Below are 16,992 nucleotides of genomic sequence, written 5' to 3' on the forward strand. Positions count from 1 at the left end.
TCCGTCGGGAATCCCTGCGGAATCCGCTGTGATTCCGGGTGCCGTCCGGTTTCCGGCCGGGCGGCGGCACTCCGTCGAGGGAGGCGGGCAAGACCGAGGATTCTAGGCGAAGGATGGATGCCGGGGCCAATGGTTTTCCCGGCGCCCGAGCGCCGTGTCCTCCTGGTGCCCGCGTGACGCCTCGGGGTCCGGCCCGGGAGTCCCTAGGGGGCGGGGTCCGTCGTGAGGCGTACGGCGGGTGGCCCGGAGCGGTACCTGAGGGGTGGGCGAGGTTCGGTCCATGGACCGACGCCGTTCGGGTCGGTGTGGCCGCACCATGGAGATATGAGCGCAGCCACTTTCACCCCAGGTCCTGCCCATCCCGGGCCGGTCGCGCGTGGCGCGACGGCCGTCACTTCCATCCAGCACCACCACCGCTTCGGCGACGCGCTGAAGGCCGTCAAGGTGTTCGGGCGCGCGGCCATCGGGGTCGTTCTGCTCGGCGAGTACGGCGAAGAGGCGGGCGTACGGCGCCGCTGACGTGTACGCCCGCTTTCCTTCGCCGACAACCTGACCCCGGCCCCGTCGGCATTGCCCGGCCCAGCTGACCGGCCCGCCCCTGGGGCTCCGCCCCAGACCCCGCTCCTCAAACGCCGGAGGGGCTGGATCTTGACCCCGGAGGGCTGGGTCTTGACGCCGGAGGGGCTGGAATCTTCGCCGGCCCGGGACGGATTCTGCTACTCGGTGTCCGTCAGGAGTTCGTCGGCGTCCATGATTCGGTAGGCGTAGCCCTGTTCCGCCAGGAAGCGCTGGCGGTGGGCGGCGAAGTCCTGGTCGATCGTGTCGCGGGCGACCACGGAGTAGAAGTGGGCCTGGTGGCCGTCGGCCTTCGGGCGCAGGACGCGGCCCAGACGCTGGGCCTCCTCCTGGCGGGAGCCGAAGGTGCCCGAGACCTGGATGGCCACGGTGGCCTCCGGCAGGTCGATGGAGAAGTTGGCGACCTTGGACACGACGAGCACGCTGATCTCGCCCTGCCGGAAGGCGTCGAACAGCTTCTCCCGCTGGGCATTGCTGGTCTCGCCCTTGATGACGGGCGCGTTCAGATGCTCGCCCAGCTCGTCGAGCTGGTCGATGTACTGGCCGATCACGAGGATCTGCTGACCGGCGAACCTGCGCACCAGCGCCTCGGTCACCTTCCGCTTGGTCGCGGTGGTGGCGCAGAAGCGGTACTTCTCCTCGTTCTCGGCGGTGGCGTACGCGAGCCGCTCGGAGTCGGTGAGGTTCACCCGCACCTCGACACAGTCGGCCGGCGCGATGTAGCCCTGTGCCTCGATCTCCTTCCAGGGCGCGTCGAACCGCTTGGGCCCGATGAGCGAGAAGACGTCGGACTCGCGCCCGTCCTCGCGCACCAGCGTCGCGGTCAGCCCCAGCCGGCGCCTGGCCTGGAGGTCGGCGGTGAACTTGAAGACCGGGGCGGGCAGCAGGTGGACCTCGTCGTAGAGGATGAGGCCCCAGTCGCGGGAGTCGAAGAGCTCCAGGTGCGGGTAGACGCCCTTCCGCCGGGTCGTCAGCACCTGGTAGGTGGCGATGGTGACCGGGCGGATCTCCTTGCGGGTGCCGCTGTACTCGCCGATCTCGTCCTCGGTCAGCGAGGTCCGCTTCACCAGTTCGTGCTTCCACTGCCGGGCGGAGACGGTGTTGGTGACGAGGATGAGCGTGGTCGCCTTGGCCTGCGCCATCGCGCCGGCCCCCACGAGCGTCTTGCCCGCGCCACAGGGCAGCACGACCACACCGGACCCGCCGTGCCAGAAGTTCTCCACGGCCTGCCGCTGGTAGGGCCGCAGCGCCCAGCCGGTCTCGTCGAGCTCGATGTCGTGCGCCTCACCGTCCACGTACCCGGCGAGGTCCTCGGCCGGCCAGCCGAGCTTCAGCAGGGTCTGCTTGATCTGGCCGCGCTCGGAGGGGTGCACGGCCACGGTGTCCGGGTCGATCCGGTTGCCGACGAGCGGCGCGACGCGCTTGGAGCGCAGCACCTCTTCGAGGACGGGCCGGTCGGTGGTGGTCAGGACGAGCCCGTGGGCCGGGTGCTTGCTCAGCGTGAGGCGTCCGTAGCGGTCCATCGTCTCGGCGATGTCCACGAGCAGGGCGTGCGGGACCGGATAGCGGCTGAACTCCACCAGAGCGTCCACGACCTGCTCGGCGTCGTGCCCGGCGGCCCGCGCGTTCCACAGGCCGAGCGGCGTCACCCGGTAGGTGTGGATGTGCTCGGGCGCCCGCTCCAGCTCGGCGAAGGGGGCGATGACCCGACGGCAGGCGTCGGCCAGCTCATGATCGACTTCCAGCAGAAGCGTTTTGTCGGACTGGACGATGAGGGGTCCGTTCACAGGGTTCCTCCGAGGCTGCCCCAGTTTTCAAGCCGGGGACGAATTGGACTCCTGCGGAGCAGGACAGGGAAAGCCGAATCGCCGTCAGGGCGAACCGGCGCTTTCCGGCCGGTCGGCGAGTGCGACCTCCAGGAGGTGCACGATCTCGCCGTTGACCGACCTGCGGTCTCGCTTCGCCAGTGCGGCGAGGCGGTCGTGGAGCTCGCTGGGGAGCCGGATTCTGCGTGTGTCGTCGTCCGCCCGTGCGGCGCCGGAGGCGGAGTGGGCACGGTGCCGCTGGATCTGGAACGAGTGCGTGGCCCGGTCGAAGAAGGCTCACGCCGAGGGCGAGAAGTGCGGCCCGGCCCGTCTCGACAGGATGCTGACCGAGGCCCGTACCGCGACCGCGTGGCTGCGCAAGGGATCCTCGGTTCAGGGGGAGGAGTCAAACCCGTCCCTTTCTGCGTGGCGGCACCCGGCGCGGATGCTCGGCCAAACGTCCAGTGTGCCCTACCGGCGGCTGGTCACGGCTGGTCGTCGGCGAGCTCCGCGACCCCCGTGACCCGGTGCAGCGGATAGGTGCGGACCTCGTCCGCCGTGTGGTCGTACGCCGTGACGAAGCCGCCCTCGACCCGGATGGGGGCGATGACGCGCTGGCTGGCCGCGCCCTCGGCGTTGACGTAGCCGATCCACACCGCCTCGCCCGTCATCACGGCGGCCTGCATGGTCGCGAGGGTCTCGGCGGAGCTGGTGCGGGGCAGCGTGCCGTTGCCGGGACGGCCGGCGGCCGGGTCGTCCTTGCGCGGGGCCGTGGAGGCGAGGTCACCGGCCCGGATCGCCCGGATCGCGGCACCGAGGAGCGTGGCGTCGGGGACCGGCGGACCGTCCGGGACGGGCTCGGGCGCCGTGCGCGGCGGGGTGCGGTGGGCGTGCGCCCGGCTGATCAGCACGTCACCCTCCGCCGACTCGGCGGCCGGCGCGAAGCCCATCGCCCTGAGGCCGGTCAGGAGGCTCGCCGGGTCGGTCTGCGCGACCAGCACCGTCGGAGCGATCCGCCGCAGCCCGAACTCCTGTGAACGCTTGTCGGCGAGGATCTCGTTGAGCACCGCCTCGTCGTCGCAGCGGACGTACGCCGAGGCCGCCCCGATCCGCAGATGGCCGTGCCGGCGCGCCATGTCGTCGATCAGATAGGCCAGCGGCTGCGGGACCGGCGTACGGGAATGGGTGGCGAGGAAGGCGTGCAGGTCGGACGCCGAACGGCCCGCGTCGAGCGCCCGGCGCACCGAGGCCGGGGTGAAGCGGTAGACCGTCGCCCCGCCCTTGGACTCGACGTCCGCGAGTACCCCGAGCGTGTCGGCCAGCGGACGCTCCAGCGGGCCGGGCGCGACCGCCGTCAGATCCGCCTGGAGCAGGACGTGGTCGAGCGGCTCGGGCAGCAGCGGCGCGAGGAGCGCGGCGGCCCGGGCCGCCGTCGCGGCCTGCTCGGCGGGGGAGTGCGGGACGGGGGCGGTCACCGGCGGGCGCCGTCTGTGCGGCGCCGGGAGTCTGTCGCCCGGACCGGACGGCTCCGCCGCCCGCGCGCCCGCCGGGGCGGGCAGGCCCAGCAGCGCCCGCCCCTGCGCGGACAGCGCGCCCCGGCCGGTCACCCCGAGCAGCTCCGCCTCGGACAGCGTCCAGCGGGCCAGCCGGGCCCGCAGTTCGTCCGGAGAGGGCCGGACACTGCGCGAGGGCCGTTCCCAGTACAGCCGGGCGAGGAGCGAGTCGGGGTCGGGAGAGGCGCCCTCGGGAAGCTCGGCGAGCAGGGCGAGGACGCGGTGGCGGACCTCGGGTGCCGCGGAGCGGTCGAGGCCCGGGCCGAGCGCCGAGAGCGTACGGTCCTTCGCGTCCCGTCCGCCGACCAGACCGGCGGTGCGCGTCGCCACGAGCCACGCCGTGGCGAGGCGCGCCCAGCGCTCCGCGGCGGGCAGCTCCAGCCAGGTGTCGTAGGCGGGCGTCGCCGCGTACCGTTCCTCCGCCTCGCCGTCCGAGGCCACCAGGCCCGCCGCGTAGGAGAGTTCCACCCAGAAGGCGGCGACCGGCTCGGGGACGTCGAGCGCCACCGCCGTCCGCTTCAGGTCCCGCACGCTCAGGCCGCCCGCGCGCAGCACGGCGGGACCGCCCTCGTGCCAGTCCTTCAGCAGTTCCTCGACGGTCGCCAGCGTCGTGTACGCCTGGCCGGCCGCGGCGGCGTCCACAGCCTGTGGACGGCGGGTGGCCGCGGCCTCGACCACGGGGGGCACCGGTTCCGTCACCCGGTGCGCGCGGCCCGCCCGCAGATGCAGGGCGACCTCCCGCGGCAGCACGACCGTGCCCGGTGCCGTCGGCAGCAGCAGCCCCCGCCCGATCAGCCAGCGCAGATGCGCCGCGGGTTCGGCCGTCACCTGCCCGTACGGCGGCCCCCACACCAGCCGGGACAGCACTTCCACCGCGTCGGCGGGCGCCTCGTCGAGCAGCGCCGACATCCGGCTCCGGTCGGCGAACAGGGCACTCAGGGCCGCCACCGCCGACACGGAGTCATGGGTGGACGCCAGCCCCGCCGCGGCCACGATCTCCTGGATGCGACCCGGCGACATGCCGGCCGTGGCCTCGCCGACGGTCGGCCCGAGCCCCGTCGGGGACGGGTGCTGCGGGGAGGGGGCGAGCAGTTCACGTGCCGTGCGGACGAGCCGGAGGCGGTCGTCGGGCCCCCACAGGAGAGCCTGCTCGCGCAAGGTCCCGAGCGCGTGCGGGAAGGCCGCGGTGACCGCGGGGTCCGCGTCGTCGCCCGCGAGCAGCCCGAGCAGTTCGTCGTACGTCGCCGGTTCGCGCGCCACCGCGAGCGCCTCCGCCGTCTGCAGCGTGAAACGGTCCAGACGCTCCAGGGCGCGGACGACCGACGCCCGGGTGCCCGCCCGTGTGGCGAGCTGGGTGAGATCGGTGGGGACGGGGGTGATCAGGTCCGGCCGGGACCGCAGGAGGGCGGACAGCGAGGCGTCGTCCCGCGCGCGGAGTGCTTCCGCCAGGGACCGCGGGGCGGTCGTCTCGGGGCTCATCCTGTCAACGTTAGCGGGTGGCGGGCCCGCCGGGCCCGGCCCCCGGCCGGTGGACCGTCCGGGGGCCACACGATCTCCGGCCGGCGGACCTCGCACGGCAGAGCTAGCCCCGGACCGGACGCTCCCGCGCACGGGAAACCGGTACCTTCGTTTCCACGGGGTATCCAACGCACCCGCCCCGGAGGGGACTTCGTGGGGATCGAGAGCGACCAGCTGGTCTTCGACTACCTGAGCCGGGTCGGCGACCTGGCCCAGCAGCGGCAGTTGCCGTCGGCGACCCGCATGCGGCTGGTCACGGAACTGCGCGAGGAGATCGGCCGCCGCCGGGCCGGAGCCATCGCCGACGGCCCCGCCGCCGTCCGCCGCATCCTCGACCGCCTCGGCACCCCCGACGAGATCGTCGCGGCGGCCGGAAGGGCCACCGGAGGCACCGAGGCCGCCGCCGGCGCCCGCACCTGGGCCGCCGTGCCGTCCCAGCGCGCCGCCGAACCGGAGGAGCGCCCCAAGAGGCTGCGCCGCGTCGTCCCCCGCCCACGCCCGGCCCAGGAGCGGCCCGCCGAGAGCGCCGGGGCCGACGCGCCGTCCCCGCCCCATCTGGCGAGCGCGTCCGAACTGGGCGACAGTGCTACGCGGCCCGACTGGTGGCGCGCGACCGGCAGTCCCTTCGGGCTCGGCGACAGCGTGCCCGGGTTCGTCGGCGGCGTGGAGATTCCCGAGCTGCTCAAGCCACCCCCCGGGGACCAGGACGGCGGGCCCGCGGACGAGGCGAACCCGGCCGAGGAGACGGCACCGGCCCCCGAGGACGAACCGGCCACCGAGGCCGTCGCCGTACGCCGCCTGCCCCGCCGCCTCCTGCCGCGCCTCAGCGGCTACACCAACCCGCTGCTCCTGCTCGCCGCCGCCCTCCTCGTCGCCGGGGCGGTCCTCGGCAACTGGTTCGCGCTCGGCCTCGGCTGGCTGATCGCCTACGGCTCGCGCCGGCTGACCCGGGCGGAGTCGAAGTGGGCCGTCCTCGTCCTGCCCGGTCTGTCCGCCACGGCCGGCATCATCTGGCTCTGGGGCCGTTCGGACGGCCGCTGGGGCACTCCCGTCGCCCAGGGCCACATGAACGAGGCGATGGCCCAGACCTGGCCCTTCGTCGTCCGCGGCGCGGCGATCGCCTCGGCCCTGTATCTGGTCTGGCGCTCCCAGCGCGCCCGCTGACACCCGGTACGGACGAGAGACGTGCTCCCGGCCGCCCGGGAGGAACCCGACCGGAGCCCGTGAGGCGTTCCCGGCCCGGGCCCGGAGGCGGCCCCGCGAAAAGGCCTGGACCGGGCTCCCGGCGACCTGGGCACAATGGCGTATATGACCTCACCAGCGCTGACCGTCGGCTTCGACCTCGACATGACCCTGATCGACTCCCGCCCCGGGATCCACGCCTGCTTCGAGGCGCTGTCGGCACGGACCGGGACGTACATCGACTCCGATCTCGTGGTCACGCGTCTCGGGCCCCCGCTGGACGAGGAACTCGCCCACTGGTTCCCGGGCGAGGACATACCGGCGATGGCCGACCTCTACCGCGCGATGTATCCCGAGCACGCGATCACCGGCTCGCTCGCGATGCCCGGCGCGCGCGAGTCCGTCGCGGCGGTGCGGGCGGCCGGCGGGCGCGCCGTCGTCGTGACCGCGAAGTGGGAGCCCAACGCCAGGCTGCACCTGGACCACCTCGGCATCGACGCGGACGAGGTGGTCGGCAGTCTGTGGGCCGAACAGAAGGCGGTCGCGCTGCGCGAGCACGGCGCGAGCGTGTACGTGGGAGACCACACCGGCGACGTGCGCGGAGCGCGCACCGCGCGGGCGTACAGCGTGGCCGTGGCGACCGGACCGTGCGACGCCGAGGAGCTGCGCGCGGCGGGCGCGGATGTCGTCCTCGGCGACCTCACGGAGTTCCCGGCGTGGCTGGAGAACCACCGCTGAGGGCACGCCGAACCGGGCCCCGGCCCGCGGCTCGCTGGAGCAGCCGCGGCGAGGGTGACCACCGTCAGGACCGGCCGTCCGGCCTCCGTCGGGAACGGCCGTCGTCAGGACCGGCCGTCAGGACGACCGGCCGTCGTCAGGAACGGGCGGCGCGGGCCTGGCGGCGACCGTGGGCGGCGGACTGGAGCACGCCCGCGCCGGCCAGCAGGAATCCGACACCCATGAGCATGCTCAAGCCGAACATGTAGAACGGAAAAGGTTTAGTACCGAGCAACAGCGGGGCCACGGTGACCAGTGTGGCCAACGCTCCGATGAAGAACACGATGGCACCGGCACGGATCAGGCCGTCACCGGCTTCAGGGGAATTCGCTTGGGTTTTGTCACGCACCCGACCAGGGTAGTTCCCTGCGCGAAGGAACAATCCAGCGACGTCTTGTCACGAGCCGACGGACCATTAGCCTTGGTACCGGCGGGTCGGCTGACCCGCTGTAGTGCTATCCAGAGGCGTTTCCCGGGCAGTTGCCCCCGCAACCACCCGGGGCGTTCCCAGAGAAGTTTCCGACGAGTACGAGGACGAGGACAGACGTGCCCACCGGCAAAGTCAAGTGGTTCAACACCGAGAAGGGCTTCGGCTTTCTCTCCCGCGACGACGGCGGCGACGTCTTCGTCCATTCCTCGGTCCTGCCCGCCGGAGTAGACGCCCTCAAGCCCGGCCAGCGTGTCGAGTTCGGCGTCGTCGCCGGTCAGCGCGGCGATCAGGCCCTCTCGGTGACCATTCTGGACCCGACTCCCTCGGTCGCGGCCGCCCAGCGCCGCAAACCGGATGAACTGGCGTCCATCGTGCAGGACCTGACGACCCTCCTCGAAAACATCACGCCCACCCTGGAACAGGGCCGCTACCCCGACAAGGCCTCCGGCAAGAAGATCGCGGGCCTGCTGCGCGCGGTCGCCGACCAGCTCGACGTGTGACCGGCCGTCAGCGGCCGGAGCCGCCGGGCTCCGGAGGAATCCGGCCGGTTCCGGTGCGCGAACCGGACATCAGGGAAACGACAGAGCGTCCGGTCCGAGGGGCGGCACCAGCCCCTCGGCCGCCGCACGCGTGAGCAGCCCGCGGACCGCCGCGTATCCGGGCTCGCCCAGATCGGCCGTGAACTCGTTGACGTACAGGCCGATGTGCTGGTCCGCGACGCCCGGGTCCATCTCCTGGGCGTGCTCCAGGACGTAGGGGCGGGAGGCCTCGGGGTCGTCCCAGGCCGCGCGGACCGAGGCGCGGGCGGCCTCGGCGAGCTCCCGGAGCCGCTCGGCCCCCAGCGACCGCCTGGCGATGATCGCGCCCAGCGGGATCGGCAGCCCGGTGGTGTGCTCCCAGTGCTCGCCCATGTCGGCGAGCTTGTGCAGCCCGTAGTTCTGGTACGTGAAACGCGCCTCGTGGATGACGAGTCCCGCGTCGACCTTCCCGTCCCGCACGGCCGGCATGATCTCGTGGAACGGCATGACCACGATCTCGCCGACCCCGCCGGGAACCGTGTCAGCCGCCCACAGCCGGAACAGCAGATACGCCGTCGACCTCTCGCTGGGCACCGCGACCGTACGTCCCGTCAGGTCGGCGCCCGCGTCCCTGGTCAGCACCAGCGGCCCGCAGCCCCGCCCGAGCGCGCCGCCGCACGGCAGCAGCGCGTAGTCGTCGAGGACGTACGGCAGCACGGCGTACGACACCTTCAGCACGTCGAACTCGCCGCGCTCGGCCATGCCGTTGGTGATGTCGATGTCCGCGAAGGTCACGTCGAGGGAGGGCGCGCCGGGGACGCGGCCGTGCGCCCAGGCGTCGAACACGAAGGTGTCGTTGGGGCAGGGCGAGTAGGCGATCCGCAGGGCTTCGGCGGATTCAGTCGGTGTGCTCATGAGGGTTCCAACTCTCCAGCAGGGGTCCCAGCTTCCCGAAGGCGTCGGTGAGGGCCGTGAGGGCGTCGCCGATGCGCCACGTGGCGCGGTCGCGCGGGCCGACGGGATTGGACACCGCGCGGATCTCCAGCACCGGCACCCCGTGCGCGGCGGCGGCCTCGGCGACCCCGAAGCCCTCCATCGCCTCGGCGAGGGCACGCGGGTGCCGGGCGCGCAGTTCGGCGGCGCGTGCAGCGCTGCCGGTCACGGTCGACACCGTGAGGACCGTTCCGACGTGGCCGGCGGTGACGGCCGCGGCTTCTCGTACGAGTGATTCCGGAGGCCGGTGGCTGACGGTCCCGAAGCCGAGCTCGGTGACCGGCAGGAAGCCCTCCGGCGCCTCGGCGCCCAGGTCCGCCGCGACGATGTCGTCGGCGACCACGAGCGATCCCACGGGCGCTCCGGGCTGGAATCCGCCGGCGATGCCCGCGCAGACGACGAGGCGGTAGGGCGTGCCGCCGAGGGCGGCGGCGGTCAGCGCGGCGGAGACGGAGGAGGCGGCGAGCGCGGGGCCGACACCGGCGGCGAGCAGGTCGTGCCCGCCGGTCCGGTGGAGCGTCGCCCCCGGGAGCCGTATCTCCCGCGCCGTGCCGGACGACGCCGAGGCCACCGCTTCCCGCTCCGCGGGGACTGCGGTGGCCACGAGCACCCTCGGCCCGGCGGCGGCGATCAGTCCGTGTCCTTCTTGAACTTGAAGGACCACAGGCCGGTGGCTGTCGCCTTGCCCTGCTTGATGGAGACGAGCGTCGAGCTGCCGGTGGCGCCGTACTGCTGGTTGAAGAAGACGCTGCCCGGAATCGTCAGGTACGTCTTCTTGGTGGTCTCGGGCAGCAGCTGCTGCCCGTTCATCAGGAGCGTCCAGCCTTTGTCCGCGATCTTCGGGTCCACGCCGAACCGCACGGTCTCGTCGGGGTCGACGGTGATGGACTTGATGTCCTTGGACCGCAGGCAGCCCGACAGGTCCGTGGCCTTCAGGGCGTCGCCGTCGTTGTAGCAGTCGGCCTCGGAGCTCACCGACTTGTCGCCGACCGTGACGGTGGCCATCGGAGTCGGTTTGTCACAGGCGGACAGGACGAGGAGTCCGGCGGAAACGGCGCCGACCGTGGCGACGGCGCGGCGACGGCGCGCAGCGCGTTGTCCATTAGCGGCTCTGCCGCGGGGCAGGGAGGTCATGACCGAAGGCTATCGGGCAGGCTCACCGGTGCCCCCACGTGGGGTGCGGCGTGCCGTGCGTGGCCCCCGCGCGGCTCAGGAGACGTGACCGCGGGCCGATCCGCCGCGCCGGGCCACCTTGAGCAGTCCCCGCACGGTCGTCAGCCACCCCACGGCCACGATCGCGGCCGCCACGGAGAGGCCGAGCGGGCCGTTGAGCGGCATCGCGATACCGACGGCTCCGCCGAGCACCCAGGCCATCTGGAGCAGCGTCTCGGAGCGTGCGAAGGCCGAATTCCGGACAAGTTCGGGGACGTCTCGCTGGATCAGGGCGTCCAGGGACAGTTTCGCGAGGGCCTGGGCGAAGCCGGCGATCGCCGCGAGGCACGCCACCATCAGGGTGCCGAAGAAGAGCGCCGCCGTGATCGCGGTGCCCAGCACGACCGCCACCACCGTCACGATGATGATCTCCGGGGAGCGCTGCTTCAGCCAGGCGCCGACGGCCGTGCCGATCGCGTTGCCCACTCCCGCCGAGACGACCACCAGGCCGAGCGAGACCGCGGCGGTCTTGCCGGTGAGCGGGCTCTCGCGCAACAGGAAGGCGAGGAAGAAGATCAGGAAGCCGGACAGACAGCGCAGCGAGGCGTTGGCGCCCAGAGCGTGGGTGACGGCCGTCCCCACGGTCCGCAGCCCGGGGCGCGGGGGTTTCTTCAGGCGCGGGCCGTGCAGATGCTCGGGGTCGGCGGCGAGCAGCGCCGTGTCCTCGCCCTTGGCGGAGTCGACCTTGGGCGGCAGCGAGAACGACAGGAACGTGCCCGCGATGAAGATCGTGAAGGCGCCGTAGAGCGGATAGCGCGCCCCCAGCGAATGGAGCAGGACGGCGATCGGCCCGGCCACACCGGTGGCCAGGAGTCCGCCCAGAGTGACCCGGGAGTTCGCCTTGACCAGGGAGAACGTGGGCGGCAGCAGCCGGGGGACGACGGCGCTGCGCACCACGCCGTACGCCTTGGAGGCGACGAGCACGCCGAGCGCGGCGGGATACAGCTCGAAGGTGCCCGTGACGACCGCGCCCGACAGCATCAGGGCGAGCATCGCCCGGGCCAGCATCGAGCCCGCCATCGCGGCCCGTCGGCCGTGCGGCAGACGGTCGAGCAGCGGACCGATGACGGGGGCCAGGACGGCGAAGGGCGCCATGGTGATGCCCAGGTAGAGGGCGACTCTTCCGCGGGCCTCGTCGGTCGGCACGGAGAAGAACACGGTGGACGCCAGGGCCACCGTGATCATGACATCGCCCGCGCCGTTCACCGCGTGCAGTTCGATCAGTTTCCCGAGGCCCGACTCGCCCGCTCCGTGCGCGTGCGTCGCTTTGCGGATGCCGCGGGCGGTCCGTGTCACCGGGAAGTGCAGGGCACGCCCCACCGCACGGACGGATCCGGTCACCCGGCCCGATCCGCCACTTCGGTTGTTCCCCTTGGCGCCACCGACACCGGTTGCTCCCTGGGGTGACCTTGCGGATGCCACTCCGTCATAGTGCCCCGACTTCGGGGTGCGTAGTGCGGTTACCGCGCGTATGGGTGCCGAGTGGGGCTCATCGGGGCTGGGCGAGACGGGTGGTGGGTGGGAAACTTCCGGCGCGGAGCGACGGGGGAATGGCGCGGAGCGGCGGGTTCCGGGGGCCGCGGAGCGGCGGAGATGTCGGCGCGGAGCGCCGAAGACGGCCGCCGGTGTGGGCCCAGGGGCCAGGAGAAGGTAGCGTGCGTAACGCGCCTGCGGCGATTGTTCTCGGCCGCGCGCCTCTCGGCCATCCCGCAGAATGGATGGCGTAGGTGCGCCCGAGTGCGATCGGGCGCGGACGTCGACGCGGCCCAACGGTCCGCTCCGTCCGCACCCCCGCCGGAGGAATGGCGCACCCGTGAGACGGCGTAGGAGAGAAGCGATACCTGTGAGCGCAGCGACCACGCGAAGCCGCACCCCTGACCGCCTGTGCGCAGAGGCCGTCGACCTCGCCCGCGCGGCCGCCGAGGAAACCGCGTACCCCGGCGTCGTCGGCGAGCACCTCGGGATGGTCTCCGAGGGGGACCGCGTCGTCACGCACTACTTCGAGTGCAAGGAACCCGGGTACCGCGGCTGGCGCTGGGCGTCGACCGTGGCCCGTGCCTCCCGGGCGAAGATCGTCACCCTCGACGAGACGGTTCTGCTGCCCGGCACGGACGCGCTGCTGGCCCCCGAGTGGGTGCCGTGGAGCGAGCGGCTGCGCCCCGGCGACATGGGCCCGGGGGACCTGCTTCCCACGGACGCCGAGGATCTCCGGCTGGAGCCGGGCTACTCCGGTGAGGACGAGCCCGCGCCGAACTCCGCGGTCTCCGAGGACATGGCCGAGCTGGTGGAGGCGGAGGACGCGGAGGTGACCGCGGGAACGCCCGCGAACCTGCCGATGGCTCCGCGCCGGGGCTCGATCGCCTCCGTGGCCGAGGAACTGGGGCTCCGCCGGGCCCGGGTGCTCTCCCGGTACGGGCTGCATGTCGCGGCCGACCGCTGGGAGGACTCGTACGGCGCCAAGACGGCGATGGCGCAGGCCGCGCCCGCGACGTGCGTGAGCTGTGGCTTCCTGAACCGTATCGGGGGCTCGCTCGGACAGGCGTTCGGTGTCTGTGCGAATGAGTTCTCGCCGGCGGACGGGCGTGTCGTGTCCCTCGCCTACGGGTGCGGGGGGCATTCCGAGGCCGCGGTCATGCCGACGCCTCCGCGGCCGCCGCTTCCGGTGATCGACGAGACCCAGGTGGACCCCTTCCCGCTCCGTCCGTCCCCCGACTCGGGCTCGGTGCCGGCCACCACGGACGAATCCACGGCGGAACTGGGCCACTCCTAGTTTTACTGGCCCCGGGGGCTGGAGCCGGTGCTCTTCACCCGTGCCGGGAACCGGTGCTCTCGCCGTCCCCGGCACCCGTGCGCCCCCAGCCTTCCTCGCCCCCGCCGCCCCTGCCCGTCCCACCCTGGGGCTCCGCCCCAGCCCCCGCTCCTCAAACGCCGGAGGGGCTGGATCTTGCCCCCACGGCCCAAAACCGGCCCGGCCGGACTGGATCTCGCAAAGCGCCGGAGGGGCTGGATCTTGCCCCGCGGCCAAAGAACTGGCCCGGACGGACTGGATCTCGCACCCGCGGCCGGGACCCACCCGGCGGGCCGTACTGCGAACGCCGGTGTGGCGGAGGCGCGCGGTACCTTCAAGCCGCGAACCGGAGCAGCATTCGCGGTCGCGCCAGGTGAGAGGGAGAGTGAACCCGTGAGTAAGTTCGTGCGGCCGGCTGCCGAGGGTGCGGACCCGTTCGGCACGGCCCGCCTGCGCCGGGGAGTGCTGGACGCCTGGGCGACCAGCCCCGCCCGGTTCCGCGAGGACGCCAACGCCGAGGAGGACCTGGTCCTCGGCGGGTACCGCGACCGGCTCGTCGTGGAACTCGCCCAGAACGCGGCGGACGCCTCGGCCCGCGCGGGCACCCCGGGCCGCCTGCGTCTCACGCTCCGCGACGGCGTCCTGGTGGCGGCCAACACCGGCGCCCCCCTCGACGCGGCCGGCGTCGAGTCCCTCGCCACCCTCAGGGCCTCCGCGAAGCGGGACGCGCACGACACCGCCGTGGGCCGCTTCGGCGTCGGCTTCGCCGCGGTCCTCGCCGTCACCGACGAGCCCGCCGTCGTAGGCCGGGGCGGCGGCGTCCGCTGGGCGCTCGCAGAGGCCCACGACCTCGCCGCCGGCGTCGCCGAGGACAGCCCCGGCCTCGGCGACGAGATCCGCCGACGGGACGGCCATGTGCCGCTGCTGAGGCTGCCGTTCGCGGCCGAGGGCACCGCCCCGGACCCGTACGACACCGCCGTGATCCTGCCGCTGCGCGACACCGCCGCGGCGGATCTCGCCGAACGCCTCCTGCGGAGCATCGACGACGCCCTCCTGCTGGCCCTTCCCGGCCTGGAGGAAGTGGTGGTGGAGATCGGCGACGCCGAGGTACGCACCCTGCGCCGGACCACCGCCGAGCACGGCGCCGTCATCGACGACTCCCGCGACGGCACCACCCGCTACCGCACCGTCGCGGCGCACGGCCCCCTCGACCCCGCCCTGCTCGCCGACCGCCCGGTCGAGGAGCGGCTGCGCCCGCACTGGTCCGTGACCTGGGCGGTCCCGGTCGACGCGGAGGGAACCCCGGCCCGTCCGAGGACCAGCCCCGTCGTGCACGCGCCGACACCGAGCGACGAAGCCCTCGGCGTACCGGCGCTCCTCATCGCCTCCCTCCCGCTCGACACCGCCCGGCGGCACGCCGCCCCCGGCCCGCTGACCGACTTCCTGGTGGAGCGCGCGGCCGACGCCTACGCCCAACTCCTCGCCGACTGGCGGCCGGTGGACACCGGGATCATCGACCTGGTGCCCGGCCCGCTCGGCAAGGGCGAGCTCGACGGAGCGCTGCGCCAGGCGATCCTGGACCGGCTGCCGCGCACCGCGTTCCTGCCGCCCGCCACCCCGCCGGCCCGGCTGCCGGACGTCGACGTCCCCGAGGACTGGCCCGGGAGCAGTCCCGCGGAGAACCCCGCCGCCCTGCGGCCGCGCGACGCCGAGGTGGTGGAGGGCGCGGGCGCCGAGACCATCCGCGTGCTCGCGGAGGTGCTGACCGGCCTGCTGCCCGCCGGGCTCGAACGGCGGGTGGAGCTGCGCACGCTGGGCGTCGCCCGGGTGCCGCTCACCGAGGCCGTGGACCGGCTGGCCGGCCTGGAGAAGGACCCGGAGTGGTGGCACCGCCTGTACGACAGCCTCGCCGGGGTCGACCCGGACCGGCTGTCGGGACTGCCGGTGCCGCTGGCCGACGGCCGCACGACGATCGGGCCCCGCCAGATCCTGCTGCCCACCGCCGAGGGATCCCTGGTGGCCCCCGGCACCCTTGCCCGGCTCGGCCTCAAGGTCGCGCACCCGGACGCGGCCCACCCCCTGCTGGAGAAGCTGGGCGCTCTCCCGGCCTCGCCCCGCGCGGTGCTCACCACGCCGCAGGTGCGGGCCGCGGTGGCCGCCTCGCTCGACGACGAGGGCGGGGCGTGGGACGAGGACACCCTGGACGCGGAGGAGCTCGCGGACACCGTCCTCGCGCTGGTCCGTGACGCCGCGCTCGAACCGGGCGACGAGCCCTGGCTCGGCGCGCTCGCCCTGCCGGACGAGGAGGGCGAGCTCGTGCCCGCCGGTGAACTCGTGCTGCCCGGCAGCCCGTTCGCCCGGATCATGCGCGAGGACGAACTCGCCTTCGTCGACGCCGAACTCGCCGACCGCTGGGGCGAGCAGCCCCTCGCGGCCTGTGGTGTGCTGGCCGGCTTCGCCCTGGTGCGGGCCACCGACGTCGTCCTCGATCCGGACGAACTGGAGCCGCGCGAAGGGGACTTCGCCGAACCCGACGACGCGGGTCTGCTGGACGCGGTGGACGTGTGGTGCGAGGACGTCCTGGACCGGCTGCCCGACTCGCCGGTGCCGCCCGTCGCCACCGAGATCGCGGCCGTACGGGATCTGGACCTGGTGGACGACGACCAGTGGCCGCGGGCCCTCGCGCTGCTCGCCCAGCCGCCGCTGCGGGACGCGATCATCCAGCAGGTGCGCGTCCTGCTTCCGGACGGCACGCACGAGATCGTCCGGCCGTACACGGCGTGGTGGCTGCGCGGGCATCCGGTGCTCGACGGGCGCCGGCCGGCCGGTCTGCTCGCCGCCGGCGGCGATCCGCTGCTGCGCGGCCTGTACGACGAGGCCGACGCGACCGGCTTCGACGACGAGCAGGTCCTGCGGGCACTGGGCGTCCGTACGTCCGTGGCCGCCCTGCTCGACGAGCCGGGCGGCGCGGCCGAACTGCTCGACCGGCTCGCCGACCCCGGACGCCGCGTCTCCGGAGTCCAACTGCACGCCCTGTACAGCGCGTTGGCCGATCTCGACCCGGAGCGGGTGACACTGCCGGACGAGCTGCGGGCGGTCGTGGACGGCGAGGTGAAGGTCGTGGACGCGGCCGACGCGGTGGTCGTGGACTCCCCGGATCTGCTGGCCTTCACCGCCGGGGTGCCACTGCTGCCGGTGCCGCCGTCGCGGGCCGCGGAGCTCGCCGAGCTGTTCCAGGTGCGGCGGCTGAGCGAGTCCGTCACCGGCGAGGTGACCTCCGAGGGCACCGAGCACGAGGTACCGGAGTCCGTACGGGTCCTGCTGGGCCCCGCGACCCCCGCCTCGTACGTCGAGCACGAGGAGCTCGTGGTCGACGGAACCGAACTCGACTGGCGCCGGAGCCGGGACGGGGTGCTGCACGCCGCCACCCTGGAGGGCGTCGCCGCCGGGCTCGCCTGGTCGGCGGGCCAGTGGCCGCGCCGCTTCGAGGTGGCCGCGCTGCTGGAGGACCCGTCCCGCACGGCGGAACTGGCCCGGGACCGCTGGTTCGACTGACCGAGCCGGTCAGACCCGACCGGACCGGAGACCGCCGACCGGCCCGGTCGGACCCGAGGTTTCGGCCGGTCGGGTCAAGCGGCTC

The 16,992-nt window shown here is 73.6% G+C and carries 14 protein-coding genes and 1 pseudogene; 7 read left to right on the top strand and 8 right to left on the bottom strand.

Annotated features, from left to right (window positions below):
* Nucleotides 1–324: 324 nt before the first annotated feature.
* Nucleotides 325–519, top strand: a complete 195-nt coding sequence (locus ACF07B_RS33010; RefSeq protein WP_362393005.1) for a hypothetical protein — start codon at nt 325–327, stop codon at nt 517–519.
* A gap of 197 nt (nt 520–716) precedes the next feature.
* Here the strand turns inward: ACF07B_RS33010 and ACF07B_RS33015 are convergent, their stop codons facing one another.
* Nucleotides 717–2,363 (bottom strand): DNA repair helicase XPB, encoded by a 1,647-nt coding sequence (locus ACF07B_RS33015; RefSeq protein WP_369485370.1) that lies wholly within the window; start codon nt 2,361–2,363, stop codon nt 717–719.
* A gap of 84 nt (nt 2,364–2,447) precedes the next feature.
* Complete coding sequence (locus tag ACF07B_RS33020) at nt 2,448–2,645, bottom strand: Arc family DNA-binding protein (protein WP_392181708.1); 198 nt, start codon at nt 2,643–2,645, stop codon at nt 2,448–2,450.
* Here ACF07B_RS33020 and ACF07B_RS33025 point away from each other — a divergent pair.
* Nucleotides 2,569–2,779: pseudogene (locus ACF07B_RS33025) on the top strand (RNA-guided endonuclease TnpB family protein); the annotation flags it as partial. The gene ACF07B_RS33020 and the pseudogene ACF07B_RS33025 sit on opposite strands and share 77 nt — an antisense overlap.
* A gap of 87 nt (nt 2,780–2,866) precedes the next feature.
* On the opposite strand, the gene ACF07B_RS33030 reads toward ACF07B_RS33025, so the two are convergent.
* Nucleotides 2,867–5,413, bottom strand: a complete 2,547-nt coding sequence (locus ACF07B_RS33030) for a helicase-associated domain-containing protein (RefSeq protein ID WP_392181659.1) — start codon at nt 5,411–5,413, stop codon at nt 2,867–2,869.
* 192 nt (nt 5,414–5,605) lie between these two features.
* Here ACF07B_RS33030 and ACF07B_RS33035 point away from each other — a divergent pair, with 192 nt between their 5' ends.
* Both ACF07B_RS33035 and ACF07B_RS33040 read left to right on the top strand, forming a co-directional pair.
* The gene (locus ACF07B_RS33035; protein WP_392181660.1) at nt 5,606–6,616 is read left to right on the top strand and encodes an HAAS signaling domain-containing protein; all 1,011 of its coding nucleotides are present in this window, start codon (nt 5,606–5,608) and stop codon (nt 6,614–6,616) included.
* A gap of 135 nt (nt 6,617–6,751) precedes the next feature.
* Nucleotides 6,752–7,372: an HAD family hydrolase gene (locus ACF07B_RS33040; RefSeq protein WP_369486106.1), complete on the top strand. Its 621-nt coding sequence runs from the start codon at nt 6,752–6,754 to the stop codon at nt 7,370–7,372.
* Between the two features lie 136 nt (nt 7,373–7,508).
* Here the strand turns inward: ACF07B_RS33040 and ACF07B_RS33045 are convergent, their stop codons facing one another.
* Nucleotides 7,509–7,760, bottom strand: a complete 252-nt coding sequence (locus tag ACF07B_RS33045) for a hypothetical protein (RefSeq protein WP_362392992.1) — start codon at nt 7,758–7,760, stop codon at nt 7,509–7,511.
* A gap of 197 nt (nt 7,761–7,957) precedes the next feature.
* Between ACF07B_RS33045 and ACF07B_RS33050 the strand changes: the two genes are divergently transcribed.
* Nucleotides 7,958–8,341 carry a cold-shock protein gene (locus ACF07B_RS33050; RefSeq protein ID WP_362392990.1) on the top strand — a complete coding sequence of 128 codons (384 nt, stop codon included), beginning with the start codon at nt 7,958–7,960 and terminating at the stop codon, nt 8,339–8,341.
* A 69-nt stretch (nt 8,342–8,410) separates the two neighbouring features.
* On the opposite strand, the gene ACF07B_RS33055 is transcribed toward ACF07B_RS33050, so the two are convergent.
* From ACF07B_RS33055 to ACF07B_RS33070, 4 genes are all read right to left on the bottom strand, one after another.
* Nucleotides 8,411–9,274 (bottom strand): 1,4-dihydroxy-6-naphthoate synthase, encoded by an 864-nt coding sequence (locus ACF07B_RS33055; protein WP_369486104.1) that lies wholly within the window; start codon nt 9,272–9,274, stop codon nt 8,411–8,413.
* Entirely contained in the window at nt 9,258–9,956 is a 699-nt protein-coding gene (locus ACF07B_RS33060; protein ID WP_392181661.1) for a futalosine hydrolase, read from the bottom strand. Before ACF07B_RS33060 ends, ACF07B_RS33055 begins: the two co-directional genes overlap by 17 nt.
* A 26-nt stretch (nt 9,957–9,982) precedes the next feature.
* Nucleotides 9,983–10,486 (bottom strand): DUF2771 domain-containing protein, encoded by a 504-nt coding sequence (locus ACF07B_RS33065; RefSeq protein WP_362392983.1) that lies wholly within the window; start codon nt 10,484–10,486, stop codon nt 9,983–9,985.
* A 75-nt stretch (nt 10,487–10,561) separates the two neighbouring features.
* Entirely contained in the window at nt 10,562–11,986 is a 1,425-nt protein-coding gene (locus ACF07B_RS33070; protein WP_392181662.1) for an MFS transporter, read from the bottom strand.
* 421 nt (nt 11,987–12,407) lie between these two features.
* On the opposite strand from ACF07B_RS33070, the gene ACF07B_RS33075 reads away from it, so the two are divergent.
* Together ACF07B_RS33075 and ACF07B_RS33080 are read left to right on the top strand one after the other, a co-directional pair.
* Nucleotides 12,408–13,334, top strand: a complete 927-nt coding sequence (locus ACF07B_RS33075; protein WP_362392977.1) for a DUF3027 domain-containing protein — start codon at nt 12,408–12,410, stop codon at nt 13,332–13,334.
* Nucleotides 13,335–13,745: 411 nt separating this feature from the next.
* Nucleotides 13,746–16,907, top strand: coding sequence for a sacsin N-terminal ATP-binding-like domain-containing protein (locus ACF07B_RS33080; RefSeq protein WP_392181663.1), 3,162 nt, complete (start codon nt 13,746–13,748; stop codon nt 16,905–16,907).
* The last annotated feature ends 85 nt before the right edge of the window (nt 16,908–16,992 follow it).

Source organism: Streptomyces sp. NPDC015532, from assembly GCF_043078065.1.
In the GTDB taxonomy this organism is placed as follows: domain Bacteria; phylum Actinomycetota; class Actinomycetes; order Streptomycetales; family Streptomycetaceae; genus Streptomyces.

Excerpts from the sequence above, each read along its gene's own strand:
- ACF07B_RS33010 (WP_362393005.1), top strand. The coding sequence starts at position 325 with ATGAGCGCAGCCACTTTCACCCCAGGTCCTGCCCATCCCGGGCCGGTC.
- ACF07B_RS33030 (WP_392181659.1), bottom strand. The coding sequence starts at position 5,413 with ATGAGCCCCGAGACGACCGCCCCGCGGTCCCTGGCGGAAGCACTCCGC.
- ACF07B_RS33040 (WP_369486106.1), top strand. The coding sequence starts at position 6,752 with ATGGCGTATATGACCTCACCAGCGCTGACCGTCGGCTTCGACCTCGAC.
- ACF07B_RS33055 (WP_369486104.1), bottom strand. The coding sequence starts at position 9,274 with ATGAGCACACCGACTGAATCCGCCGAAGCCCTGCGGATCGCCTACTCG.
- ACF07B_RS33065 (WP_362392983.1), bottom strand. The coding sequence starts at position 10,486 with ATGACCTCCCTGCCCCGCGGCAGAGCCGCTAATGGACAACGCGCTGCG.